Source organism: Rhizobium gallicum bv. gallicum R602sp (assembly GCF_000816845.1).
In the GTDB taxonomy this organism is placed as follows: Bacteria; Pseudomonadota; Alphaproteobacteria; order Rhizobiales; family Rhizobiaceae; genus Rhizobium; species Rhizobium gallicum.
On record NZ_CP006877.1, the window covers coordinates 3,445,953 to 3,469,928 of the forward strand.

25 protein-coding genes and 1 pseudogene are annotated in these 23,976 nt (G+C 60.5%); 16 read left to right on the forward strand and 10 right to left on the reverse strand.

Annotated elements, in window-relative coordinates; all coding sequences use genetic code 11:
• Nucleotides 1-117 precede the first annotated feature (117 nt).
• On the forward strand, nucleotides 118-1,989 hold the full coding sequence (locus RGR602_RS16960) for an ABC transporter transmembrane domain-containing protein (protein ID WP_082046573.1): 1,872 nt from the start codon (nucleotides 118-120) through the stop codon (nucleotides 1,987-1,989).
• Nucleotides 1,990-1,992: 3 nt separating this feature from the next.
• Here the strand turns inward: RGR602_RS16960 and RGR602_RS16965 are convergent, their stop codons facing one another.
• On the reverse strand, nucleotides 1,993-3,210 hold the full coding sequence (locus RGR602_RS16965; RefSeq protein WP_039846051.1) for an adenylate/guanylate cyclase domain-containing protein: 1,218 nt from the start codon (nucleotides 3,208-3,210) through the stop codon (nucleotides 1,993-1,995).
• Nucleotides 3,211-3,445: 235 nt separating this feature from the next.
• Here RGR602_RS16965 and RGR602_RS16970 point away from each other — a divergent pair, with 235 nt between their 5' ends.
• The gene (locus tag RGR602_RS16970) at nucleotides 3,446-4,429 is read left to right on the forward strand and encodes a Bug family tripartite tricarboxylate transporter substrate binding protein (protein WP_039846983.1); all 984 of its coding nucleotides are present in this window, start codon (nucleotides 3,446-3,448) and stop codon (nucleotides 4,427-4,429) included.
• A gap of 66 nt (nucleotides 4,430-4,495) precedes the next feature.
• The gene (locus RGR602_RS16975; RefSeq protein WP_039846052.1) at nucleotides 4,496-4,684 is read left to right on the forward strand and encodes a YegP family protein; all 189 of its coding nucleotides are present in this window, start codon (nucleotides 4,496-4,498) and stop codon (nucleotides 4,682-4,684) included.
• Between the two features lie 30 nt (nucleotides 4,685-4,714).
• Here the strand turns inward: RGR602_RS16975 and RGR602_RS16980 are convergent, their stop codons facing one another.
• The 6 genes from RGR602_RS16980 to RGR602_RS17005 form a co-directional block, all read right to left on the reverse strand.
• Complete coding sequence (locus RGR602_RS16980) at nucleotides 4,715-6,352, reverse strand: FAD-binding dehydrogenase (protein ID WP_039846053.1); 1,638 nt, start codon at nucleotides 6,350-6,352, stop codon at nucleotides 4,715-4,717.
• 171 nt (nucleotides 6,353-6,523) lie between these two features.
• Nucleotides 6,524-7,555 (reverse strand): peptidoglycan -binding protein, encoded by a 1,032-nt coding sequence (locus RGR602_RS16985; RefSeq protein WP_039846054.1) that lies wholly within the window; start codon nucleotides 7,553-7,555, stop codon nucleotides 6,524-6,526.
• A gap of 3 nt (nucleotides 7,556-7,558) precedes the next feature.
• Complete coding sequence (locus RGR602_RS16990; RefSeq protein WP_039846055.1) at nucleotides 7,559-8,653, reverse strand: hypothetical protein; 1,095 nt, start codon at nucleotides 8,651-8,653, stop codon at nucleotides 7,559-7,561.
• Nucleotides 8,654-8,767: 114 nt separating this feature from the next.
• On the reverse strand, nucleotides 8,768-9,568 hold the full coding sequence (locus RGR602_RS16995; RefSeq protein ID WP_022715806.1) for an inositol monophosphatase family protein: 801 nt from the start codon (nucleotides 9,566-9,568) through the stop codon (nucleotides 8,768-8,770).
• A 196-nt stretch (nucleotides 9,569-9,764) separates the two neighbouring features.
• Nucleotides 9,765-10,844 (reverse strand): tetratricopeptide repeat protein, encoded by a 1,080-nt coding sequence (locus RGR602_RS17000; RefSeq protein WP_039846984.1) that lies wholly within the window; start codon nucleotides 10,842-10,844, stop codon nucleotides 9,765-9,767.
• Nucleotides 10,845-10,854: 10 nt separating this feature from the next.
• Nucleotides 10,855-11,508, reverse strand: a complete 654-nt coding sequence (locus RGR602_RS17005) for a thiamine phosphate synthase (protein WP_039846056.1) — start codon at nucleotides 11,506-11,508, stop codon at nucleotides 10,855-10,857.
• Nucleotides 11,509-11,615: 107 nt separating this feature from the next.
• Between RGR602_RS17005 and RGR602_RS17010 the strand changes: the two genes are divergently transcribed.
• Both RGR602_RS17010 and RGR602_RS17015 read left to right on the forward strand, forming a co-directional pair.
• Nucleotides 11,616-12,380, forward strand: coding sequence for a sulfite exporter TauE/SafE family protein (locus tag RGR602_RS17010; RefSeq protein ID WP_039846057.1), 765 nt, complete (start codon nucleotides 11,616-11,618; stop codon nucleotides 12,378-12,380).
• An 80-nt stretch (nucleotides 12,381-12,460) separates the two neighbouring features.
• The gene (locus RGR602_RS17015; RefSeq protein WP_022715809.1) at nucleotides 12,461-12,721 is read left to right on the forward strand and encodes an ArsR/SmtB family transcription factor; all 261 of its coding nucleotides are present in this window, start codon (nucleotides 12,461-12,463) and stop codon (nucleotides 12,719-12,721) included.
• A 161-nt stretch (nucleotides 12,722-12,882) separates the two neighbouring features.
• Here the strand turns inward: RGR602_RS17015 and RGR602_RS35855 are convergent, their stop codons facing one another.
• Complete coding sequence (locus RGR602_RS35855) at nucleotides 12,883-13,056, reverse strand: YdcH family protein (protein ID WP_022715810.1); 174 nt, start codon at nucleotides 13,054-13,056, stop codon at nucleotides 12,883-12,885.
• A 228-nt stretch (nucleotides 13,057-13,284) separates the two neighbouring features.
• On the opposite strand from RGR602_RS35855, the gene RGR602_RS17025 reads away from it, so the two are divergent.
• From RGR602_RS17025 to ggt, 7 genes are all read left to right on the forward strand, one after another.
• Nucleotides 13,285-13,488, forward strand: coding sequence for a YdcH family protein (locus RGR602_RS17025; protein WP_027508067.1), 204 nt, complete (start codon nucleotides 13,285-13,287; stop codon nucleotides 13,486-13,488).
• 19 nt (nucleotides 13,489-13,507) lie between these two features.
• Nucleotides 13,508-14,002: a 5-(carboxyamino)imidazole ribonucleotide mutase gene (gene purE, locus RGR602_RS17030; RefSeq protein ID WP_028739727.1), complete on the forward strand. Its 495-nt coding sequence runs from the start codon at nucleotides 13,508-13,510 to the stop codon at nucleotides 14,000-14,002.
• Nucleotides 13,999-15,063, forward strand: a complete 1,065-nt coding sequence (locus tag RGR602_RS17035) for a 5-(carboxyamino)imidazole ribonucleotide synthase (protein ID WP_039846058.1) — start codon at nucleotides 13,999-14,001, stop codon at nucleotides 15,061-15,063. Before purE ends, RGR602_RS17035 begins: the two co-directional genes overlap by 4 nt.
• A gap of 157 nt (nucleotides 15,064-15,220) precedes the next feature.
• Entirely contained in the window at nucleotides 15,221-15,346 is a 126-nt protein-coding gene (gene ykgO / locus RGR602_RS17040; protein WP_003582204.1) for a type B 50S ribosomal protein L36, read from the forward strand.
• Between the two features lie 113 nt (nucleotides 15,347-15,459).
• Nucleotides 15,460-16,074 (forward strand): tetratricopeptide repeat protein, encoded by a 615-nt coding sequence (locus RGR602_RS17045; RefSeq protein ID WP_039846059.1) that lies wholly within the window; start codon nucleotides 15,460-15,462, stop codon nucleotides 16,072-16,074.
• Between the two features lie 66 nt (nucleotides 16,075-16,140).
• Nucleotides 16,141-17,151 (forward strand): alpha/beta hydrolase, encoded by a 1,011-nt coding sequence (locus tag RGR602_RS17050; protein WP_052451611.1) that lies wholly within the window; start codon nucleotides 16,141-16,143, stop codon nucleotides 17,149-17,151.
• Between the two features lie 68 nt (nucleotides 17,152-17,219).
• Complete coding sequence (ggt, locus tag RGR602_RS17055) at nucleotides 17,220-18,965, forward strand: gamma-glutamyltransferase (RefSeq protein WP_039846060.1); 1,746 nt, start codon at nucleotides 17,220-17,222, stop codon at nucleotides 18,963-18,965.
• Between the two features lie 91 nt (nucleotides 18,966-19,056).
• Here the strand turns inward: ggt and RGR602_RS17060 are convergent, their stop codons facing one another.
• On the reverse strand, nucleotides 19,057-19,647 hold the full coding sequence (locus RGR602_RS17060) for a hypothetical protein (RefSeq protein ID WP_223843955.1): 591 nt from the start codon (nucleotides 19,645-19,647) through the stop codon (nucleotides 19,057-19,059).
• A gap of 190 nt (nucleotides 19,648-19,837) precedes the next feature.
• Here RGR602_RS17060 and RGR602_RS17065 point away from each other — a divergent pair, with 190 nt between their 5' ends.
• Together RGR602_RS17065 and RGR602_RS17070 are read left to right on the forward strand one after the other, a co-directional pair.
• Nucleotides 19,838-20,908: a helix-turn-helix domain-containing protein gene (locus RGR602_RS17065; protein WP_039846061.1), complete on the forward strand. Its 1,071-nt coding sequence runs from the start codon at nucleotides 19,838-19,840 to the stop codon at nucleotides 20,906-20,908.
• Between the two features lie 70 nt (nucleotides 20,909-20,978).
• Nucleotides 20,979-21,953, forward strand: a complete 975-nt coding sequence (locus RGR602_RS17070; RefSeq protein ID WP_039846986.1) for a threonine ammonia-lyase — start codon at nucleotides 20,979-20,981, stop codon at nucleotides 21,951-21,953.
• Between the two features lie 17 nt (nucleotides 21,954-21,970).
• Here the strand turns inward: RGR602_RS17070 and RGR602_RS17075 are convergent, their stop codons facing one another.
• Nucleotides 21,971-22,888 (reverse strand): LysR substrate-binding domain-containing protein, encoded by a 918-nt coding sequence (locus RGR602_RS17075; RefSeq protein ID WP_039846062.1) that lies wholly within the window; start codon nucleotides 22,886-22,888, stop codon nucleotides 21,971-21,973.
• Nucleotides 22,889-23,003: 115 nt separating this feature from the next.
• Here RGR602_RS17075 and RGR602_RS17080 point away from each other — a divergent pair.
• Nucleotides 23,004-23,431: pseudogene (locus tag RGR602_RS17080) on the forward strand (tautomerase family protein).
• Nucleotides 23,428-23,976: a DUF4865 family protein gene (locus RGR602_RS17085; RefSeq protein ID WP_039846063.1), complete on the forward strand. Its 549-nt coding sequence runs from the start codon at nucleotides 23,428-23,430 to the stop codon at nucleotides 23,974-23,976. Before RGR602_RS17080 ends, RGR602_RS17085 begins: the two are co-directional and overlap by 4 nt.

Sequence of the window (23,976 nt, forward strand, 5' to 3'; positions counted from 1 at the left end):
CTTCCTGCGATGCCAGGGTCCAATTTGACGCAAGTCATTGCGGCAAGAGAACCGATTGAATAAATGAAGCCGCAGTCGCTAAGGCTACGGCTTCCCATTCGGATGCGGTGCCTATACATGAAGGCCGCCCGGATAACAAGGGCCTACAAACCGCTGATCAGCGGTATTGGGGCGATTGGAGATGATTTGGCAAACGCAGTGCAGACCGCGGAAAAGAAGTCGCGTTCCTTGAAGCCGTTCGGAAGACTGGCACCCTATGTGAAGCGTTACCGCGGCATCGTCGCAGGCGCGCTGGTTTCGCTTGTCGTTGCCGCCGTGACGTCGCTCACACTTCCCCTTGCCGTGCGCCGCATGATCGATCATGGCTTCACGCAAGCTGACGGCACCTTCATCAACAGCTACTTTGCCATGTTGTTGGTCATCGCCGTAATACTCGCGGCCGCAAGCGCCTTTCGCTACTATTTCGTCATCACGCTCGGCGAACGCATCGTCTCGGATCTGCGCCGGGATGTCTTTGCGCATGTCACACGGCTTTCTCCCTCCTTCTTCGATGTCAACCAGTCCGGCGAGATTGTGTCACGCCTGACGGCCGATACCACGCAGATCAAATCGGCTGTCGGTGCCACCGCCTCGGTGGCACTTCGCAATCTGATCCTCTGTCTCGGTGCCATGGGCATGATGATCGTGACCTCGCCGAAGCTTTCAAGTCTTGTGCTCGGCGCAATCCCGCTGATCGTCTTCCCGCTCGTCGGATTCGGGCGGTCCGTGCGCAAGCGCTCCCGTGCCGCGCAGGATACGCTCGCCGAAGCTTCCGCCTTTGCCAACGAGACGATTGCTGCCACGCGCACCGTCCAGGCCTTCAACGGCGAGGATGCGGCCGCAAGCCGCTATGGCGCTGCCGTCGAATCCGCTTATGAGGCAGCACGCTCGGCCATCCGCTCGCGCGCGCTTTTGACAGGCATTGCGATCACCCTGATCTTTGGCAGCGTCGTTGCTGTCCTTTGGGTTGGCGCGCACAATGTTCTGACGGGAACGCTATCGGCCGGCACGCTCGGGCAGTTCCTGCTCTATTCGGTCATCGCCGCCGGCTCTCTCGGCGCCTTGTCGGAAGTCTGGGGAGAACTCTCGCAAGCGGCAGGCGCCGCCGACCGGCTGACCGAGCTGCTGGACGAAGTCTCGACGATCGCAGCACCGGAAAAGCCTGAGACACTGCCCGTTCCGGCCCTAGGGCGCGTCGAACTCTCGAACGTGCACTTCGCCTATCCGTCACGCCCCGGAAAATCGGCGCTGCATGGCCTGAGCTTCAATGTGACGCCGGGCGAAACCGTCGCCATTGTCGGCCCATCAGGCGCCGGCAAGAGCACCGTCTTCTCTGTGCTGCTCCGCTTCTACGATCCGCAGCAGGGCAGCGTCGGGATCGATGGCATCGATGCGCGCGAAGTAACGCCCGGCGATCTGCGCGAACGCATGGCGATCGTGCCGCAGGATGTCACCATCTTTGCCGCTTCAATCCACGACAACATCGCCTTCAGCCGCCCCGGCGCGACGCGCGAGGACGTACGCACCGCAGCGATTGCCGCCCAGGCCGATGAATTCATCGCGAGGCTGGACAAGGGCTACGACACCGAGGTCGGCGAGCGCGGTATTACCCTTTCCGGCGGCCAGCGCCAGCGTATCGCCATCGCCCGCGCGATCTTGAAGAACGCCCCGATCCTCCTGCTCGATGAAGCGACGTCAGCCCTTGACGCCGAGAGTGAGACGCTGGTGCAGAAGGCCCTCGACGGTCTCATGCACGGCCGCACGACGCTCGTCATCGCCCATCGCCTTGCGACCGTCTTGAAAGCCGACCGCATTCTCGTCATGGATCAGGGCCGCATCGTCGAGGAAGGCACGCATCAGAGCCTGATCCGCCACGGCGGCATCTATGCCAGGCTGGCGAAGCTGCAGTTCGATGCAGGTGCAGAAGAGGTCCTGGCTACCGCCAAATAGACGCTACTCCTGAGGAAACGCGTAGACATCCACAGGCTCATCCAAGCCGCGCAGCGGGTGAGATCCGAGGCTTTCCAGGTCGCTTTCGCACCCTGCCATTTCGACGAAGGCTTTCGACAGCAGCACAGGACGCTTAATTTCCTTGGTCAGGCTCTCCAGCCGCGATGCAATGTTGACGGCCGGGCCGATGACGGTGAAATCGAGGCGCTTGCGCGAGCCGATATTGCCGTACATGACATCCCCCACATGCACGCCGACGCCATAACGCAGCTCCACATGTCCCCTTTCCGCGTTGAAGAGATTGAGCTCGGTCATTGCCGCTTGCGCTTCCTTGATTGCCCGCAGAAGATTGATGCAGGCATCCGGATCGGTCAGCGGAAATATGGCGAGCAAGCCATCGCCCATGAATTTCAGGATCTCGCCGCCGTGCTTTTCGATTGGCTCCGACATGGCATCAAAATAGGCGTTGAGCAATTCGATGACATCGTCGCGCGGCCATAAGTCGGAGATCGTCGTGAAGTCGCGCAAGTCGCAAATGAGGATCGCTGCGCCGACCGTTGCGCCGCTGCCGCGGGTCGTGGCGCCTGCAAGAATCTGCTCGCTGGCATGCGGCCCGACATAGGTCTGCAGCAGCGTGCGGGCAAGAATGTTCTTGATCCGGATTTCGGTGACAAGCGTGAGCGCCGGTAAAAGATCCTTGAGGAAAATCAGATGGTCTTCCCTAAAGCCGCCTGGCGTGTCGCTTGAGAAGGTAATCACGTGCCGTTTTCCGAGCGTGTGCTCCATCGGCCAGGCCACATAGTCCGTCAGCCCCTCACCCTGCAACTCGCCATAGAGCGGATAGGAAGCAACTTCACCTTCGAGGCTCTGCCGCACTTCCCTACCGCCGCTGAAGATCTCGTTGATCGGGCTGTTCAGGAATTGCGACGTTGTCTCGACGCCGTAGCCGAAGGTGGTGATCTTTGCTTCCTGCAAGCCGGGACGCCAGAGGATGCGCGCGCCGAGCCATTGAGGATGCAGCGTCCGGAAATGCATCGTCGCGCGAGCGACGGGAACGCCCGCAGCTCGCAGCCGCTCGCACATCTCCACCAAGATATTGTCGATGAACCGCTGGTTGCGCGTTTCATTGATCAACCAGTCGAGGATCTTGTGCCGGCGCACCGGCCAAAGACCGTCCTCCTCGTTCTCGACTGCCGGAAATGGATTGGATACCGGCTGCATGTCAAACTCCACGATCTCGCCCCGCCAAGCCTACACATTCGATTGCGTCTTTCGCATAGATGGTTATCGGAGGACGGATTGTAATATCAATAGTCGGATAGTTTACCTCAGCGACTAAAGTTGCAATTCCATGCCGCCGCTTCCGGTTGCTTTTATCCGCCTCCGCCCTACCCTCCTTTTGCCCGATTTGATGCAGTCGGGCGACATCATCGCTGAATTCCGGGAGGAAAATCGAATGGCACTTTTTAATATGACCCGCCGCATGGCACTCGGCCTCGGCTTGTTTGCGGCCATGAGCGCCGGAGGCGCCCATGCCGAAGGGTTTCCGGAGCGCTCGGTTACGCTCGTCGTTCCCTTTGCCGCCGGCGGGTCGACCGATGTCGTGGCGCGCATCATCGCCGAGAAGATGTCGGAAGACCTTGGTCAGCAGGTGATCGTCCAGAACGTCGCCGGTGCGGGCGGCAATCTTGGTGCGGGCAACGTGGCTCGTGCGGAACCGGACGGCTACACCATCTTGATGGGAACGGTCGCGACGCACGCGCTGAACCCGCTGATCCTTAAATCCACTCCTTACGATCCGGAAAAGGATTTCGCGCCGGTTTCACTGCTCGTCATCGTGCCCAACGTGCTTGTCGTCAATCCGGAGCTGCCTGCAAAGAACGTCCAGGAATTGATCGCGCTGCTGAAGGCCGAGCCGGATAAATGGAGCTATGCTTCCTCCGGCAACGGCACGCCGTTACATCTTTCCGGCGAATTGTTCAATTCGATGGCCGGCGTCAAGATGCAGCACATCCCCTACAAGGGTGCAGGCCCGGCGCTGACCGATCTGCTGGGCAATCAGGTATCGATCATGTTCGATAACCTGCCGTCATCGTCCAGCCACATCAAATCCGGCAAGCTGCGGGCGCTGGCGGTCACTACGGCGAAACGTGCTCCATCCTTCCCGGATATTCCGACCATCGCTGAGTCCGGCGTTCCGGGTTACGAGACCTATACCTGGAACGCGCTCTTTGCGCCGGCGAATACGCCCGCCGATGTTGTGGCAAAGCTCAACGCGTCCGCCAACAAGGCTCTGAAGGACCCGGCCGTTGCCGAGCGCATGAAAGACTTCAGCGCCACGATCGTCGGCTCCACGCCGGAGGAACTTGGCGCACACGTCAAGGCCGAACTGGCGAAATGGGGACCCATCGTCAAGGGTGCGAATATCCAGATGGAATAGACTCAACTTTTGCACTAGATTGTCTCCCGTTACCGAGGCAACTTCCTGATAATTGGGAGATAATCGATGTATAAGTTTGAAGTGTACAAGGATAAGGCTGGCGAATTCCGTTTCCGCTTCAAGGCTTCGAACGGCGAATCCATGTTCAACTCGGAGGGCTACAAGGCCAAGGCATCCGCGCTGAGCGCCATTGAATCCATCAAGAAGAATGCGCCCGACGCAACGGTCGACGACCAGACCAAGGCAACGGCTTAACGAGACTGGCGGCGCTCGAAAGGCGCCGCCTTATACGGCTCTTCCCGCCACCCGGCCCGAAAAGATGCAGCCGCCGAGAAAAGTTCCCTCAAGCGCTTTGTAGCCGTGCATGCCGCCTCCGCCGAAACCGGCGACCTCACCGGCGGCATAGAGACCCGGCACCGCATCACCATTCATACTGATCACCCGCGCCGAAAGATCCGTCTGCAGACCGCCCAGCGACTTTCGTGTCAGGATATGCAGCCGAACGGCGATCAACGGCCCCGCCTTGGTATCCAGTAGCCGGTGCGGCTTTGCCGTCCGCAACAGCTTGTCGCCAATATAATTTCGAGTGCCGCGAATGGCAGTTATCTGCGCATCCTTGGAGTAGGCATTGGAGATTTCCCGGTCGCGCGCCTCGATCTGGCCACGCAGATGCGCAGTGTCGAGCCGGTTTTCTCCGGTCAGCGCATTCATGCCTTCGACCAGTTCTTCGAGCGTCTCGCGGACGATGAAATCTTCGCCCTTGTCCATGAAGGCTTGCACCGGCCCGGGCGGGTTCTTGCCGAGCCGTTTCAAAAGCAACGCAATATCCCTACCGGTAATGTCGGGGTTCTGCTCCGAACCCGAAAGCGCGAACTCTTTCTTGATGATCGCCTTGGTAAGAATGAACCAGCTATAGTCATGCCCGCTGGCGCGGATCGCCTTCAAGGTGGCAAGCGTATCAAAGCCCGGCATTGCCGGCGGAGCAAAACGGTTGCCGTCGGCATCGCACCAGAAGGACGACGGACCGGGAAGGATGCGGATACCGTGGTTCGCCCAGATCGGATCCCAGTTCCTCACGCCTTCCGTATAGTGCCACATGCGGTCGCTGTTGATGATGCTCGCGCCGGCACGCTCGCCGATCGCCAACATGCGGCCGTCGACATGGGCGGGAACGCCCGCAACCATCGACGCAGGCGGACGACCAAGACGCTCTACCGGCCAGTTCCGACGCACGAGATCGTGGTCGCCGCCGATGCCGCCGGAAGTGATGATGACGGCACCCGCACGGAATTCGAATGTTCCGGCAGCCCTGCGAACCGTTGCCTTGCCACGCGGCGCAGCATCGGGCTCGAGGATCGTCCCCTGCACGCCGCAGACGGCGCCATTTTCGACCACGAGCTCGTCCACGCAGTGGCGGAAAGCAAATGTGACGCGGCCTTTCGCCTCTGCCTCCCGAACGCGCCGGATAAATGGTGTAAGCACGGCTGGCCCCGTGCCCCAGGTCAGATGAAAGCGCGGCACGGAATTGCCGTGACCATGAGCCACGCCGCCGCCGCGCTCGGCCCAACCGACGACCGGAAACCACCGCATGCCCTGTTGATGTAGAAAGGAGCGTTTCTCGCCCGCCGCAAAGTCGAGATAGGCGTCCATCCAAAGCCGCGGCCAGTAATCCTCGGGCCGGTCGAAGCCTGCCGACCCCACCCAATCCTGCCTGGCAAGATCGAGGCTGTCGCGAATGCCCAGGCGGCGCTGCTCGGGACTGTCAACGAAAAAAAGGCCGCCCAGCGACCAGAAGGCCTGCCCGCCGAGGCTCTGTCCGCCCTCTTGGTCGAGAATGCAGACCTTGCGTCCCCGATCTGCCGATTCCGCCGCAGCGACAAGCCCGGCAAGACCCGCACCAACGACCAGCACGTCATATTCCATCCCGAACGCCTCCCCGCATCCATCCGCATGAAATTACGCGCACGTAAACGTCAATGCAACCGCAGGACTTCCCACCGCGATTTTTTCATCGGTGATTTCAAATGGGTGGCAGAGCCCTTGTGAGGCCGCCCGCCCCCTGCGGCTGGCAAGGGCGGGTGTGTCTATCACAAACTATTTCTCGGTCAGCTTGAGCTCGATGCGGCGGTTGGTGGCGCGGGCTTCTGGCGTATCGCCGGGTGCGATCGGCTGGAATTCGCCGAAACCTGCCGCAACGAGGCGGTCGGAAGGCACGCCCTGCGAAATCAGGTATTTGACGACGGAGATGGCGCGCGCCGAGGAAAGCTCCCAGTTGTCGCGAAAGCGGCCGGCCCCGGAAAGCGCCACATTGTCGGTATGGCCGTCGACCCGGAGCACCCAGTTGATTTCCGGCGGTATTTCCCTGGACAGATCTAGCAGCGCAGTGGCAAGTTTCGTCATCTCTGTCGTGCCTTCAGGATTGAGATCGGAACTGCCGGAAGGGAACAGAACCTCCGACTGGAAGACGAAACGGTCGCCGACGATGCGGATGTTTTCGCGGTCGGACAGGATCTCGCGCAGGCGGCCGAAGAAGTCGGAACGGTAGCGATTCAGTTCCTGAACCCGCTGCGCCAGCGCGACATTCAGCCGCCGGCCCAGATCGGCGATCTTCGCCTGCGAACTCTGGTCCTTCTGCTCCGATGCCTGAAGCGCCGCCTCGACGGCTGCGATCTGGCTGCGCAGGGCCGCAATCTGCTGGTTGAGAATTTCGACCTGGCTGAGCGCCCGGTCGCTTAGCTGCTTCTGTTCGTCGAGTTCTTTTGTCAGGCCGCCGATGCGCTGTTGTGCCGCATCCTTTCCGCCGGAACCGGCATCGAGCAATGCCTGCAGCCGTGAGCGGTCACCTTCAGCGGTCGCGAGAGATGCCTGCAGATTGGCAACGGAATCCTCAAGATCCTGCTTGCTGCCCTTCTCAAGCGCGAGCAACTGCGTCAGTTCGTTGATCTGGCTGTTGAGGCGGGTGAGCACTTCGTCGCGACCGGATATCTCGCGGCTTAGAATGAACTGGCCGACGACGAAAACCGTTAGCAGGAACATGATGGCGATCAGCAGCGTCGAAAGTGCGTCGACGAAACCCGGCCAGTAGTTCAGTTCGCCGTGGCGGCGGCGGTTTCGGGCGAGCGCCATGGCTTACTTGCCCTCGCTCTTTTCGGTCTGGCTGACGCGGTGGCTTCTCTCGGCGCCGCTCTGCTTTTCCTGCGCGCCGATGCGTTCCGCCAGCCGGTCCAGCGTGCGACGCATGGCCTTTGCCTCGTCCTGCTGCGCTTCGATCCAGTCGCGCAGCATCTGCTGTTCGTTGCGCATGTTCTTGACGAGACCCTGGATGCCTTCGGCAAGGCTTGCCATCGCGGCAACCGAGCGCTGGCTGCCGGCTCCGCCTTCCTCGGCAACCTTCTTCAGATAGTCCGACATCGCGCGAAGGTCCTCGGAAGACGTACCCGAGCCGAGCGCCGGAACGGCAACATCCGACCCGACATCGGTCACCGAGGAAAGCCAGTTTTCGAGTTCCGTGTAGAAGCGAGTCTGCGCCCGGCCGGCCTGAAGATCGAGGAAGCCGAGAATGAGCGACCCGGAAAGGCCGAGCAGCGAAGACGAGAAGGCTTGGCCCATACCGGAAAGTGGCAAGGACAGACCTTCCTTGAGCGTGGTCAGCACGTCGCCGGTGCCGTTCGAGCCTGCATCAAGCGACTGAATGACGCCGCTGATCGAGCCGATCGTGCCGATGAGACCCCAGAAGGTACCGAGAAGACCGAGGAAGACGAGAAGGCCGATGAGATAACGCGACGTATCACGCGATTCATCGAGGCGGGTGGCGATCGAATCCAGAATAGAGCGTAGCGCGGTGGTCGAAAGCGTCGCCGTCGACTTACGGTTACCGATCAGCGCCCGCATGGGGGCAAGCAGTCTCGGATTGCGATTTACCTTGTCCGCACTGCCGGCTGCGCGAAAGGAATTGAACCAGCGCACTTCCGGACGAAGCGACAGCACATGGCTGAAGACCAGGATGATGCCGACCGCAAGCACGCCGACGATGAGGCCGTTGAGGCCCGGATTGTGCATGAAAGCTGTCTGCGTCTGCCGGAAAAGAATGGCGGCGATGAAGCCGACGATGACCAGGAACAAGAGCATCGTCCAGAGGAACGGCATCGGGCTGGAGAGTTTATAGACATAGTTGCTGCTCGGTTTTTCGGTCGAGCCGAATTCCGCCGCATTCACATTTTCCATGGTTGCGCAGCCCTCCGGATTGCTTGCAACCGAAGACTAGATCAACATTGTGCCGAATTGAAGTGCGCGGGCAGAGAAAACCGTGTCTTTACAACAGTCGGTTTCCCACGTGTCTCACTTCGCAGGGATGGGGCGCTTGATGGTCTCGATCAGCGCCTTGTGAATATATTCATTGCCGGCGACGATCGCGCCGCCATCGAGGATATCCGTGCCGCCGTTCCAATCGGTCGCATAACCGCCAGCTTCACGGATAAGCAGGATGCCGGCTGCCATGTCCCAGGGCGACAATCCCATTTCCCAAAAGCCATCGAAGCGGCCAGCTGCGACATAAGCGAGATCGAGCGAGGCAGCGCCCATGCGGCGGATGCCGGCCACTTCGCCCATCACATGACGAAGCTCGACGAGGAACTTGCCGTGGTTGCCGCGGCCGAGATGCGGCACGCCGCAGCCGATGACGGAATCGGAAAGAACACGGCGCGCACCGACGCGCAGCCGGCGGTCGTTCAAGAAGGCGCCGCCGCCGCGCTCGGCAGTATAGAGCTCGTCCATCGCCGGATTGAAGACGACGCCCGCAACGACTTCGCCGTTGCGCTCAAGCGCGATCGACACGGCAAAGGTCGGAATGCCGTGCAGGAAGTTGGTCGTGCCATCGAGAGGATCGACGATCCAGCGGTGCGCCCCGTCCGTGCCCTTGATCTCTTCGCTCTCCTCTCCAAGGAACCCATAGGTCGGGCGCGCCTTCAACAGCTCGTCCCTGACGATCTTTTCGGCTTTCCGGTCAGCATTGGATACGAAATCGCCCGGCCCCTTCACCGAAACCTGCAGGTTCTGCACTTCCCCGAAATCACGCCCCAGCGACTTTCCTGCCTTGACGGCAGCCTGAACCATGACATTGAGAAGAGCAGAACGGGCCATTGGGGCATTTTCCTTGGAACTGATACGGGGTGCGCTGTCAGGGCGGGAACGGTCCCTGATCGCCGGAAGGGGCAGCGCTCTGAGTTAGATGGCGGCCTCAAGACCACAAAATCAGGCAAATTTCAAGGGGAGAGCATTGCAGACGCTGAAAGAGGTCGCCGGCACCGAAGGCTTCGCCGACGCACTGTTGTGAACCTCAGGGCAGGCGGCGGAACTTGTTTGCCCGGTCGATCGCCTGCTTTTGCTGAGCGTCTTCGATGCCGAGATAGAAATCCTCAAGCTCCGGATCGGGCAACCCTGCCCGGCGGGAAAGCACGTACCATTTCGCCGCTTCGACCGGGTCCGGCTTGGTGCCGAGCGCCCCGATATAAAGATGTGCGAGCTTGTTCTGCGCCGCGACGTTACCGCGATTAGCAGCGAGCTTCATCCACTGAAAGCCCTTCACGAAGTCCCGCGGTCCATTTGTGCCATTGACGAGCCATACGCCAAGATCGAGCTGCGCGGTGTCGTAACCTGCGCGCGCTGCCCGGGCGAGCCATTCGCGCGCCAGCTTCTTTTTCTGCTTTGGCAGATCGGCAAGCACGGAATAGATTTGCGCCACGGCATATTGGGCGTCGGCAATACCCTGCTGGGCGGACTTTTCATAGTAGGGAAGCGCGAGCTTCAGTCCTTCGGGGCCGGGATGATCGGTCGTCAGCAACTGCCCCCAGTTGAATTGCGCTGAAGGATTGCCGCCGTCGGCCGCCCGGCGCATGTAATCGTCCGCCTTCGCCTTGTCGCGCGCCACGAGCTCTCCCGCCATCAGGATGAGCGAATATTTGAACATCGCCGCCACATCGCCGCCTTCGGCAGCCTTGCCGTACCAGAATGCTGCGCTCTTCAGATCGCGGCGAACACCGAGCCCGGCATACTGCATTTCCGCAATGAGCGTCTGCGCTGCCGGATCCCCAAGCTGCGCGCGCGGCAGCGCCAGCTGCATTGCCGTCAGGTAATAACCGCGTTGATAGGCGCCGTAAGCCGTATCGATCGGCCCTTTGTAATCCTTCTCCGGCGGCAGGTCGGGCAGCTTGGCGCCCATGCGATCCAGCACGCCGAGACCGGTCGAGGGCTGCGCTCCTTCCGCCGGCCGGTTGGTCTTGAACGGTTCAGCTTCTGAACCCAGCGGACGCGTCACGACGTTGTCGACGGTCTGCGCCGAAGCGCCATATGGCAAAACAGCCGTGAAAACGGCGGCAGACAGGAGAGATCGGCGCAAACAGGCAAAGAGGATCGGCATGGCCGCGATATCAATCCCCAAACCGTGGCGCTTTTTCGTCAAGAAGTGCGTTGACCTGAGCGACGACCGACGGGGCCAGGCCAGGCTCGCCAAACACCGCCAGGCGCAATGCCACGAACTCGGCACCGGACTCGGCGACGACAAGGGCAGAAGCCGGATCGGTCCCGCCCATGACGATGCAGGGAATTTCAATCATCGAGGCCCACCATTCGCCGAGCGCCACGTTCTTCGGATGCGCCTCCGGCTTGATGTCGCCGTCGAGTTTGCCGAAGAAGATATAGTCCGGCCGTGCCTCGCCGATCTCCAAAGCCGTGTGGCGGTCGGTCGCTTTACCGCCGCCAATGATCATCTTGCCGGCGTGTTTGTCGATCGCCTCGGCGATTTCGGCGGCTAGACCCGTCAAATGCAAACCGTCTGCCTTCGAGCGTCCGGCGACGCGGCTGTCGCCCGCAATCAGCGCCGCTGCCCCTGCATTCTGGATGATCGGAACCAGTTTCTCGGCATGTTTCTGAAACGCGCCGGCATCGAGCCCGTATTGCGGCACGATCACCGAGGCAACGTCGCCGCCCTTCAGCGCGTCGGCGACAATATTTGCCTGCTCGTCGGCATCGGCGATGTCCGGGACGATCAGGACAAGGCGGCAGCGGTTTTCCGGTCCGGTCATGAACTCTTTCCATTTTCAGCGGGTTTCGCCAGCAGACGGCAAATCCACACTCGTTTTGTGTGAGTAATTCCGTTAGACGGGGCTGGCAAGGGGAGGACTTGAAAAGCATGCTGCCGGAACTGTCATTCTTTTATGCCGCGGTGCCGGCCGTGCTGCTTGTCGGTCTGGCCAAGGGCGGCATGGGCGACGCACTGGCCTTGATCGGCGTCCCTGTTTTAGCCTTGGTGGTCTCGCCTGTCGAAGCAGCCGCCATCTTGCTGCCGATCCTGATCTTCATGGACATGATCTCGCTCGTTGTCTGGCGCAAGCACGGCGACTGGACGACGCTGAAGATCATGCTGCCGGGTGCCCTCTTTGGCATTGCGGTCGGCTGGGCAACATCCGCACTGGTGCCCGGAAATGTCTTGCGCGTGGTCATCGGTGCAGTCACCGTACTTTTCTGCGCCCGCTATTTCTGGAACAATTTCGGCCCCGGTGCGGGAAAGGTCGTCCTGCCGCGCGGCCAGCGGCCCTTGCTTGCGGGCGCATGGGGAACGCTTTCCGGCTATGGCAGTTTCGTCGCCCATGCCGGCGGTGCGCCGTTTCAGATCTACGCGCTGCCCTTGAAACTGCCGCCACGCGAATTCATCGGCACCAGCGTGCGTTTCTTTGCCATCTTGAACGCGGTGAAACTCATTCCTTATTTTGCGCTCGGCCAGCTCGATACCAAAAATCTCGTAACATCGGCGACATTGCTGCCTTTCGCCCCACTCGCGACCATTGCTGGCGCCTGGTGCGTTAAGCGCATGAAGCCGGAGATATTCTATCCGTTCATGTATGCGATGGCACTGATCGCAGCGCTTCTGATCATTCACGAAGGGCTTGGATTCTAGGTCCTGGCGCCGGCAATCGCCGCTCGGTTGCGGCGCACAATTTCCTTGCCCGGAGGCTGCCTTTGACGTAGCTTTTCGCCATGTCGACCACCGACCCTTTCGCCGCGATATCAGATCCGAACCGGCGGTTCCTGCTGGAGCAGTTGCGGCGCGCGCCGAGAACGGTCAACGAACTTGCCGAAAGCCTGCCGATCAGCCGGCCGGCGGTTTCGCAGCATCTGAAGGCGCTGCTTGACAGCAACCTCGTATCGGTAACCTCCGAGGGCACGAGGCGCATCTATGCGGTCAACAATCGAGGCTTCGACAAACTCAATCTGTGGCTTGATCAATTCTGGGCGTGAACGCGTTCGTCCAAAAGAAATGCGCCAGCCCAACTCCGCAGTGTTTGGGACTGGCGCATGATTTTTCAAAAAATCGCCGGTTATTAACTAACCCGTTTGAAAGATTGGATTTTATCCTCTTTATGCTGCAGGATCAGCGCGCCGGCAATCGGCATTATCGCTTAGTGAACGGATGATTTCAGACGTTGGATTTCGTCTTTGATGCGCAGCTTTCTGCGCTTGCAATCCGCAATGTCGGTGTCTTTTCTGGAGGGGGATGCCATCAGCGAATGTAACTCCTCCTCAAGAGCTACATGCTTTTTTTCGAGTGACTCAAGATGAGCTTGAACAGTCATTTGACCCTTCCTTCCTCTTGCCTTCCCCAGCCATCCATCGCTGGAGTTCTAGGCGTCAACTTTTGGAATGTGACACATTTTTACATCCTTGTCGAAGGCGAAAACGTGCTCAGTCCATGGCAAATTCATGATCAACACCAACTAGCCGCTGCCGCTATTTGGTGATAGGAGCTTGCGGAAATCATCGGCAGGCCGGACAACGTCCGAAGACGACTATGGGGAATACGAATGGCCGATCAGGAACAGGCGGAAATCAGGCTCATGGCAGCGCGCTTGCGTCAGGAGCACGAGGATTACGACGCCGCGATCAACGCCATGATTGCCATGGGATGCGACGCGCTGCGCATCCAGCGCATGAAAAAGAAGAAGCTCGCCATCAAGGACAAGCTGACGAAGCTGGAAGACCAGATCATTCCGGATATCATCGCCTGAAAGGGTAATGCCGTTGACGCTGACAGACAGACCGCCCGTCGCCATCATCATGGGCAGCCAGTCCGACTGGGAGACCATGAAAAACGCCGCCGACACGCTGGAGGCGCTGGAAATTCCCTATGAAGCGCGCATTATTTCGGCGCACCGGACGCCCGAGCGCATGGTGAATTTTGCCAAGACCGCGCGCGACGAGGGCTTCAAGGTGATCATCGCCGGTGCGGGCGGCGCCGCCCACCTTCCCGGCATGACGGCCGCGCTGACGCCGCTTCCGGTTTTCGGCGTTCCCGTCCAGTCGAAGACGATGTCCGGCCAGGACAGCCTTCTTTCCATCGTCCAGATGCCAGGCGGCATTCCGGTCGGCACTCTTGCGATCGGCAAGGCAGGTGCAATCAACGCAGCACTCTTGGCCGCCGCCGTTCTTGCGCTTTCGGACGAGGATATTGCCGAGCGTCTCGATGAATACCGCGAACGGCAAAGCGCCTCGATTGCCGAATATCCCATGGACAACCTATGACGGCAAAGACGATCGGCATCATCGGCGGCGGCCAGCTCGGCCGCATGCTTGCGATGGCCGCAGCACGGCTGAACTTCCGCACGATCATCCTGGAACCGCAGGCCGATTGTCCCGCCGCGCAGGCCGCCAACCGTCAGATCGTTGCGGCCTATGACGATCCTGCCGCGCTGGCCGAACTCGCAAAGTCCTGTGACGTCGTGACCTACGAATTCGAGAATGTGCCGGTTTCCGCTGCCGAGGCCTTGGCAAGGGACGTTCCCGTCTACCCCCCGCCTAAGGCGTTGGAAGTGGCACAAGACCGTCTCGTCGAAAAACGCTTCATCAATGAATGCAGCATCCCGACCGCGCGCTTTCACGCCGTCGACAGCCAAAGCGAGCTTGACACAGCGCTGAAGGACTTCGGCGGCCAGGGCGTGCTCAAGACGCGCCGCCTCGGCTATGACGGCAAGGGCCAGAAGGTATTCCGTTCCGCCGCCGACAGCGCGGAAGGCGTCTATGCCGGCCTTGGCGGCGTGCCGCTGATTCTGGAGAGCTTCGTCGCCTTCGAGCGCGAGATTTCGGTCATCGCCGCCCGCGCGGCGAACGGCACCGTCGTCGCCTTCGATCCGGCGGAAAACGTCCATCGCAACGGCATTCTGCACACGTCGACGGTGCCAGCGTCGATTTCAGAGGCAACCGCCGCGGCTGCACACCGGGCGGCGGAAGCAATCCTCACCTCGCTCGGCTATGTCGGTGTCATCGGTATCGAATTCTTCGTGCTCGCAGACGGCAACCTGATCGCCAACGAGATGGCCCCGCGCGTCCATAATTCCGGCCACTGGACCGAGGCAGCTTGCGTTGTCTCGCAGTTCGAGCAGCACATCCGTGCCGTCGGCGGCCTGCCGCTCGGCAACGCGAACCGTCATTCCGAATGCGTGATGCAGAACCTGATCGGTGACGATATCTTGAGCCTTCCGGAATGGCTGAAACGCCGCGATACCTTCGTCCACCTCTATGGCAAGACCGAATCCCGCCCCGGCCGTAAGATGGGGCATGTGACGGTACTGACGGGGAAAGCCTAGGTTTTTGCCCGAGAAAAAGCCTTCATGTGGTTGACACAGACATGAGGCCGGGTTATCTGCACGCCCAACCTAAAGAGCGCGCACAGACGCGCTTTTTGATTGTTTAAAAGATACGGGCGAATGTGACATTCCCCCACAGAGATCGCGGATCAGAAAAATGAAGATCAAGAATTCGCTCAAGTCGCTCAAGGCTCGCCACCGTGACAACCGTCTGGTTCGCCGCAAGGGCCGCATCTACATCATCAACAAGCTGAACCCGCGCTACAAGGCTCGTCAGGGCTGATCATAGCGTGAGCCGGATTACGCCTGCGCGTTTATGTGCTGCGGGCTTTTCCGTTAGGGTCGCTTCGGTGATCACATCAAATTTTCTTTGATCTTCGGCGCTGGCGGGCTACATTGTCCGCCATGCGCTTTTTTGCTTTGACCTGCGCGGCGCTGCCGCTTGCTCTCGGTTTCCTTGCTCCTGCTTTCCCTGCCGCTGCCGCGGACAAGGAAGTTATTATCGAGCAGCCGGATGCCAACTCCTCTCCGAAACAGCATCTCGACAATCTCTATGCCCAGCTGAAGCGCGAGCGCGATCCGGACAAGGCAAGCGGCATTGCGGAGGAAATCCGCCTCCAGTGGAATAATTCCGGCAGCGCCACTGTGAACTTGCTGATGCAGTGGGCCGACAAGGCGATCGAGGAAAAGCGCAATCCTGCAGCCCTTGATTTCCTCGATCAGGCGATTGCGCTGAAACCTGACTACGCCGAAAGCTGGAATCGCCGCGCAACGCTGAATTACGCCATGGGCAACTATCGCAAGTCGATGTCCGACATAGAGCACGTGCTCAATCTCGAGCCGCGCCACTTCGGTGCACTGTCGGGATTGGCGACGATTCTCAATATGTCGGGCAATGACCAACTCACCTTGAAAGCCTGGGAGCGCTTCCTGGAGGTCTACCCCGCAAACCGCGCGGCGCAGCAGCAGGCAAATACGCTCTCCGAAAAACTCGCCGGAAGCCGGACCTGATCTTGACGCCGAACCGGCATGCGCAATCTTACGGATTGGTGCCGTAACTGTTGCCGGTTCAAAGCCATGCTTGCCGAAATTTCCGCCATTCTCGTCCCCATCGCTGCCGCAATCGGCTATTCGTCTTACAAAGCCCGGCAGTTTGAACAGGCATTTCCCAATATCGGCGAACTGGCCGATATCGACGGCTACAGGATGAACGCCGTGCACATCCCCCGCCCCGACACTGCCGACCTACCGCCCCTGGTCTTTATCCACGGCGCGAGCGGCAACCTGCTCGACCAGATCGGCGCCTTCTTGCTGCCGCTCGAAGGGCGCGCGGAAATGCTCTTCGTCGACCGTCCCGGACATGGCTATTCGGAACGTGGAGGACCGGAGAATGCTTTCCCCTCCGGCCAAGCGGATGCGATCGCAAAGCTCATGGAAAAGCGCGGGATTGAAAAGGCGATCATCGTCGGTCACTCCTTCGGCGGTGCAATCGCCGCAGCCTTCGGCGTGCACCATCCGCAAAAGACCGCCGGTCTCCTCTTCCTTGCCCCGGCGACTCATCCATGGCCGGGCGGCATCGACTGGTACTATCACATCGCGACCGTGCCGCTGATCGGCTGGCTCTTTAGTCGCGTTGTTGTCGTACCACTGGGCCTGTGGCGGCTGGAGCAGGTTACGCTTAATGTCTTCCGGCCCAATCCGCGCCCGGCCGATTACATCTCAAAGACTGGGCCGTCCCTGGTGTTGCGGCCGAAGACCTTCCATGCCAACGCCACCGATTTCATCAGGTTGCTTGAATATCTGAAGGCGCAATCGCCCTTCTATAGCCGCATCACGGCACCGACCGTCATCATTACCGGCGACAGCGACGGCATCGTCTGGGAGCACCTGCATTCCCAGGGCCTTGCCCGCGACATCGCCGGCTCGAAACTGCTGAAGATCAAGGGCGTCGGCCATAAGCCTGACTATCTCGCAACCGATGTCGCCATCGCCGCACTGGAAAATATCGCCGGAATGCCGCGCGATCTTGAGGCCGCCGTGCGCGTTGCCGAAGAAAGGTTGTCAGGCGGCAGCGCAATTGCCGCCTGAACGGACTTGCGCACCGCCAAAACGAAACCATATCCCTCCGGATAATTTGATGGTTTGGAGGGGAAGTGATGGCACGCTTGCGCATTAAAGCCATTTCGCTATTTACCGCTTTTGCCTTTGTCGTCTCGCCGCTCGCACCGGCTTTCGCCGCCTCGCCTGCGCCCGTCGAAGCCGAACATGGCATGGTCGTAACCGCACAGCATCTGGCGACGGATGTCGGTGTCGAGATCCTGAAGGGAGGCGGCAATGCCGTGGATGCGGCAGTGGCGGTCGGCTACGCGCTGGCAGTCGTTTATCCGACAGCGGGCAATATCGGCGGCGGCGGCTTCATGACGATCCGGCTGAAGGACGGCAAGACAACCTTCCTCGATTTTCGTGAGCGGGCACCGCTTGCCGCCACCAAGACCATGTATCTTGATGCCAAAGGCGATGTCGTTCCGAGCGCCAGCCTGGACGGCTATCTCGCCGTTGGAGTACCGGGCTCGGTCATGGGTTTCGAAACGGCGCGTGAGCGCTATGGCACCAAACCCCGCGCCGAGTTACTGGCGCCGGCGATCCGCTTTGCCAAGGACGGCTTTACGTTGGAACAGGGCGACGCCGCGACTTTCGCCTCAAGCGCAAAGCGCCTCGCAAAAGATGAAGCTGCCGCAAAGATCTTCCTGAAGCCGGATGGCAAAACTTATTCCGCGGGAGAAAAGCTCCTGCAGCCCGAGCTCGCCGCGGTGCTGTCCGGTATTTCCGAGAAGGGCACGGACGCCTTCTACAAGGCCGCACCTGCCGAGGCGATCGTAAAGGCAAGCCAGGCGAAGGGCGGCGTTCTGGCGAAGGAAGATTTCGAGCAGTATAGCGTGCGCGAATTAAAGCCGGTCGAATGCAACTACCGTGGCTACGACATCGTCTCCTCGCCGCCCCCCTCTTCCGGCGGCGTCATCATCTGCGAGATCCTGAACGTGCTGGAGGGCTACCCGCTTTCCTACATGGGTTATGGTTCGTCCGAGACAGTCCGCGCCATGGTCGAGGCCATGCGTTACGCTTACGTCGACCGCAATGCCGCACTTGGTGATCCGGACTTCGTCGACAACCCGGTTTCGAAGCTTCTGGACAAAGGCTATGCCAAGGAAATCCGCGAGAAGATCGACCCCTACAAGGCCGGTAAATCCGTCAACCTGAAGCCGCTCGGGGCCAAGGAAAGCGTTGAAACCACTCATTATTCGATCATCGACGACGAGGGCAACGCGGTTGCCGTCACTTATACGCTGAACGGCTCCTTCGGTGCCGGCGTGGTTGCCCCCGGCACCGGTATTCTGCTCAACAACGAAATGGACGACTTCACCTCGAAGCCGGGCGTGCCCAACCTCTACGGGCTCGTCCAGGGAGAGGCCAACGCCATCGCGCCGAAGAAGACGCCGCTCTCTTCCATGAGCCCGACGATCATCTCCAGGGACGGCAAGCCCTTCATGGTGATCGGCAGCCCCGGCGGCTCGCGCATCATCACCATCACTCTGGAAGCGATCCTGAACGTCATCGATTTCGGCATGGACATCAGCCAGGCCGTCAATGCACCGCGCATCCATCATCAATGGCAGCCGGACAGGATCTACCTCGAACCCTATACCCTTTCTCCGGATACGATAAAGACGCTCGCCGCCATGGGCTACAGCTTCGACGATGGCAGTGGTCCGCCCCAATGGGGCCAGGCGGCTGGCATCCTTGTCGGCGGCAAGAGCCTTGCCGATATCGGGAAGGGTGGCGGCGCACGCTATTATGGTGCGATGGATAGCCGCGCCACCGAGGGTGCGGCAAAGGGATATTGAGCGCCGGCTGGGCTACCGGATCCGGGCGCGTACATAATCTCCTTTGATGTTCACCAGCGGGCGCGTGCCCGGGACGCTTGGAACGAGGCTGTCAATGTAGGACGCCTTGGCGGTCACGGTGCAATCGACTGGGACATCCTTGCCCTATCGGAGATAGCCATCGAGCGACTGCGCGGCGATCTCGATCTTTTCGTCGCGTTTCGGCATCGTAGGTGAGGTTTGCGCGAACGGCAGCGCCGGAGATATCGACGCTGGAAGCGTGGCCGTCGAGTGTGATGTCCGCCGCCTTTCCCGATGTGCCAAGACTTGCCACGTCGCCGTTCAGTTTCGCCACGAATACCTCTTGCTCGATGCGCACGGCGCTGCCGAGCGGGACATTCGCCGATATTTCCGGCGAGCAATCGGCAATGTCGCTCCAGGCCGACATCGCTACGTCGATCGTCAATGTCGCTCCGTCAATTTCTGCCCGGCTTTCGTCCTTGCAGAGATTGAAGAACCAGCTCGAATACCAGGATGAAAACCAGCCGCTCAGGCGGCCGCTGGTTGCTGCACGATCGGGCTCATCGGATTTCGTGGTGATCTTGATTGAGCTTGCATCGCCAATGATCACGATCGTGCGGATGCTGGAAACATCAAGGGTCTCGCCGAGCGGCCTCACATCAGCGAAACTGGATATCAGCACATGAAAAACAGGGGAATGGACAGGACTATCGACATTGCTTTTTCCTTAATGGTGCCGTCGAAAAGACCGGCCATATCAGGTTGCCTTCAGTCCTCGTTGTTGAGACCTGAATCATGATCCGGGTCGCCTGCAATTGCGATCAGGGCCACTGTCGTGCTGATATCGAGCCATCGAACCCGGACGCCGCCTCATGATCTTTGTTCCGCTTCCCTTCGTCGTTGCCCTGCTGCTCTTCATCGTCCAGATCCGCCTGCTGCGGCAGGAGGACTGGCGTGCGCCGGAAAAGCGGCCGTTCCTGCTTCTCATCGGCATCTACGCGCTGCAGTCCGTGCTGATCGGAATTCGCTGGGGCTACGACGTCCTCGCGATCATGCCGGTACAAGCCATTCTGGCAGCGACGATTGCTGCACTCGCCTGGGTTAGCTTCCGGAGCCTCACGCTGGAAGGGCCGCGCTCATTCGCTCACTTGTGGCCTCACGCCCTTCCAGCGGTTCTAATCGCCGCCCTGCTGGTATTTTGGCGCGAGCCGATGGGCGTTGCCTTGATCTTCATCTTCCTTGGCTATGGAGCGGCCCTGCTCTGGCTCGCGCGCCATGGCCCGGACGGGCTTATCGCATCGCGGCTGGACGGCGCGCTACTTTCCTACCGTTCGCTCCTGATCACCGCAGCGGCGCTCATTGCTGCCGCAGTCGCCGATATCTACATCAGCCTGGATTTCGACCGCACCGGCGGCACACATGGCGGTGCCATCGTGGCGCTCGGCAACGTCATCACGCTCCTCGTTCTCGGGGGCGCCGCGTCCATCGCCAGCGGCGCCCAACCGGCGGAGGAGCAGAGCCTGGAAACACCGCCCGCCCCGCCGCTAATGCCGACGGAAGAGGACGGCGCAGTTGCCGCCTCCCTCGATGCACTGATGCAATCGCGCGAGATCTATCGCGATCCCGAGCTCAACCTTAACCGTATTGCGCGAAAGATGAGCCTGCCTGCCCGCCGCGTATCGATTGCCGTCAACCGTATCCACGGCGTCAGCGTCTCGCAATATGTCAATGAGTTCCGCATCCGTTCGGCCTGCGATCAACTGATCAAGACGGATGAACCGGTGACGCGCGTGATGTTCGATTCCGGCTTCATCAGCAAATCGAACTTCAATCGCGAGTTCCTGCGCGTGACCGGCACGAGCCCGACCGACTTCCGGCGCCGGCGCATCATCGGCATGGCTGACACCGCTGATGCGAAAGTGCCGGCTTTTGTGTCACGGTGACAAAGTCCGCGTTCACAAGTGAAGGCGGGCATCATATTCATGGATGAACTATCAGCCGAAAGAGCTCATAATGGCCAGCATTGAAATGATCGTCGCCGCTCGCGCCCGTCTCCGGGGCCATGCACGGCGAACGCCGCTTCTTTCTTCCCCATTCCTCAACGAGATCGCCCGAAGGCATGTCTTCGTGAAGGCGGAATGTCTGCAGCATTCGGGCTCGTTCAAGTTTCGCGGCGGCTGGTCGGCCGTTTCCGGCCTTGATCCTACAGTACGTGCGAAAGGCGTTATCGCCTTTTCGTCCGGCAACCACGCGCAGGGCGTCGCCCTTGCCGCAAAGCTTCACGGCATTCCCTCCGTTATCATCATGCCGTCCGACGCCCCGGCGCTGAAGATCGACAATACCCGCGCTTTTGGTGCCGAAGTCGTACTTTACGACCGCGCAAATGGGGATCGCGATGCGATCGGCGCCCGGTTTTCGGCTGAGCGCGGCCTCACTCTGATCAGGCCTTTCGACGAGCCGTTGGTGATTGCCGGCCAGGGCACGACGGGGCTTGAAATTGCCGAACAGGCAGAAGAGGAAGGCGTGAAGTCGGCAGAAGTGCTTGTTCCCTGCGGCGGCGGCGGGCTGACGTCCGGCATCGCGCTGGCGCTCGAAGCAAGTGCGCCGGGCTTTACCGTGCGGCCCTGCGAGCCGAAAGACTTCGACGACACCACGCGTTCACTTTCCTCCGGCAGGATCGAACGCAACGCGGCGATGACGGGCACGATCTGCGATGCAATCATGACACCGGAACCCGGCATGATCACCTTCCCGATCCTGCAGCGGCTCGCAGGGGCGGGCATTGTCGTCACCGACGACGAGGCGCTGCGCGCCATGGCGCTCGCGTTCAAACGGCTGAAGATCGTCGTCGAGCCCGGCGGGGCGGTTGCGCTTGCCGCTGCGCTTTTCCATGGCGAGGCCCTGGAAAGCGACACCGTCATCGCCGTGACCTCAGGCGGCAATGTCGAGGCGGATATCTTTGCCGCCGCTCTCGAGAAATACGGCTAACGCGGCGAAGTTAACGCCTACGCATTCTCCGATACCCGTTGCGGCAAGAAGTCCGAGATTGCCTCGCTGACAGCCCGCAGCAAGATCGAAGCGAGCCGTGCCGTCGCCGGATCAGGGTCAGCTTCGGAGCGGTGAAGCACGAGGCCCAACGACGGCAGCTCCGGCAACCCCAGTTCCGCAGGCTTCAGCGGCCTGACCTTTGCCGGCAAGCCGATCGGCGTGCGTATTGTCACCCCCAACCCGGCCGCGGTCGCTGCCCACAGCCCGCCGAGGCTCGGGCTGACGAAGGCAAGCCGCCAGGCAATATTGGCCCTGTCCAGCGCATTCGTCGCGGCGGTTCGCAGAAGACAGGGCGCCTCCAGCGAGGCGAGTGGCAGCGGCTCTCTGCTTGCGGCATTCCAGCCGGGCTCTCCTGCGGCAGGACCGATCCAGCGCATCGGCACCTCGCCGATCTTTTCGCAATGGGCGGTCAGCGTTGCATCGCTCCAAGCGAGCGCCAGATCGAGTTTCCCCGTTGTGACCCGCTCGAGCAGTTCCGCGTTGCGGACGACTCGCGCCTCGATCCGCACCTTCGGATGGGCGCGGGCGAAACGGCCGAGAACATCGGGAAGCAGATTTTCGCCGAAGTCCTCTTGTAGGCCAAGCCGCACCCAGCCTTCCAACTCGACGTTTTGGACGGCCACTGCCGCTTCGTCGTTAAGGTCAAGCAGCCGTCGGGTGTAGGCGAGCATCGTCTCGCCGGCCTCCGTCAACGCCAGGCCACGGCCAGCCTTGCGGAAAATCGGCGTACCGGCCTGCTCCTCCAGTTTCTTGAGCTGTGCGCTGACGGCCGAGGTGGAGCGCCCAAGCCGGTCCGCCGCCTTTGCAAAGTTCCCGAGTTCCATTCCGGTCGCGAAGGTTCGCAGTACATCGAGGTCGAAGACCATCCTACGCATTGCTTAATCCCATTTTTCAGGACAATTAATCCACAAAATTCTGATTTTCAGCATCATCGTGGCGTGCGAGGATTATGAAGTCAAGGTTGGATTAGCAAGGAAAAGGAGGCTCCAAATGCCTTTCGTTCGAATCTCTCTGCTGAAGGCAAGTCGCCGGATTATCTCCGTGCGCTCTCAGACAACATTCATCGTGCCATGGTCGAGACGTTCGACGTCCCTCCGAATGACCGCTTTCAGGTCATTCATCAGCATGAGCCTGGTGAACTGATCTTCGACCGCCACTATCTCGGGGGCCCGCGTTCGGACGATTTCGTGCTCTTTTCCATCACCGCGGGCAAGCCCCGCACGACCGGGATGCGCAAGGCCTTTTACCGGCGTGCGGCCGATCTGCTTGGGCAGTCTCCGGGCCTGAGATCTGAAGATGTGATGATCGTGGTCAATACCACCTCTCCGGAAGAATGGTCATTCGCCAATGGCGAAGCCTCGATGACGGAACCAGGTTGGCAAATCCGAGCGCGCGCGCCGATGGAGCCATCCCGATGATCGCCATGCAATACGGCTTCACGCTGCCGGCGGATTATGACATGACGATCATCGATCGCCGGATCCGTGACAAGGGGCCAATGCTGGACGGCTTTTCGAATCTTGGCTTCAAGGCCTACCTCAGCGCCCGCAAGGGCGAATTCGGCAGCCGGGAGAACCTCTATGCTCCATTCTATCTTTGGAGGCAGCCGGAAGGCGCCAGCGATTTCCTCACCGGGCCCGGTTTCGAAGGGCTGACGCAGTCTTTCGGCTGGCCGAAGGTAAGGCACTGGCTGGTATGGAATGCCGAGGTCGCGGACTTGCGAGCCGCAAAGTTTGCAAGCTGCGATATTCTGCCGATCCCGGCCTACGCGCCGCTTGCCGAAATCCGCAGGGAGGAGGTCACGCGGTCACATGCTGAAGCAGCGCGACGCGGCGTGCTGGCCTCGATATCCGCCTTCGAGCCGTCCGGCTGGAGCCTTGTGCGCTTCACGCTTTTTCGCGACATGCCGTTGATCTCCAACGGAGACCAGATCTATCGCGTCGGCCATGTCTCCTTGCCCTAG